At 45.2% G+C, this 598-nt stretch carries 1 protein-coding gene and 1 pseudogene; both read right to left on the bottom strand.

What is annotated here, in order from left to right:
• On the bottom strand, positions 1-507 hold a 507-nt coding region (locus AB4653_RS25480; RefSeq protein WP_372105617.1), incomplete at its 3' end, for a sulfite exporter TauE/SafE family protein.
• A pseudogene (locus tag AB4653_RS25475) lies at positions 497-598 on the bottom strand (cbb3-type cytochrome oxidase assembly protein CcoS); the annotation flags it as partial. The gene AB4653_RS25480 and the pseudogene AB4653_RS25475, both read right to left, overlap by 11 nt.

Genomic DNA, 598 nt, shown 5'->3' with positions numbered 1-598 from the left:
AGCAAGCATGATACCCGCTCCGTTATACCAACTTCCTGATACGGCCGCCCATGTAAGCATAGAATAAACAAGGCCACATGGTAACCACCCCCAAATGAAACCAAATGGTAGAGCGTGACTAGGATGCTTCAATGGTAGAAATGATTTACCGACAGGAGAGATATAGCGCCATAGTTTTTGTCCGACTTTTTCAAAAAACAACAAGCCGAACCACCATTTGCCAATATACAAACCTAAGACGATCATAAAGCCAGCAGCAAATAATCGCAGCCAACCTAGCAGAGCGTTAAAATCGCTTAGCTGACCTATAGAAGAAATTGCACCGCCAATCACACCGCCAATCACGGCATAGCTTAGCAAGCGTCCTAGGTTATAAAGCAGGGGAATGACAGGGGAAGGTTTACTGTTTCCAATTGAAAGAAGCGACGCAATGCCACCACACATTCCCATGCAGTGACCTGCGCCGATCAACCCAACAACAAAGGCTCCGATCCAATCAGGCGTCATCGTTCTTTTTGTCTAAGTTAGTTTGGCTTTCTACGTTAGCTTTCTCGTTCTTAACAGGTTTACTATCAGAATGGTGAAGAGCATTAGTGTC

The organism is Vibrio sp. 10N.222.48.A3 (assembly GCF_041475345.1).
Classification (GTDB): domain Bacteria; phylum Pseudomonadota; class Gammaproteobacteria; order Enterobacterales; family Vibrionaceae; genus Vibrio; species Vibrio tasmaniensis_A.
The sequence above is the reverse complement of the archived record's forward strand: the minus strand, read 5'-3'. Positions and strand labels throughout refer to the sequence as shown.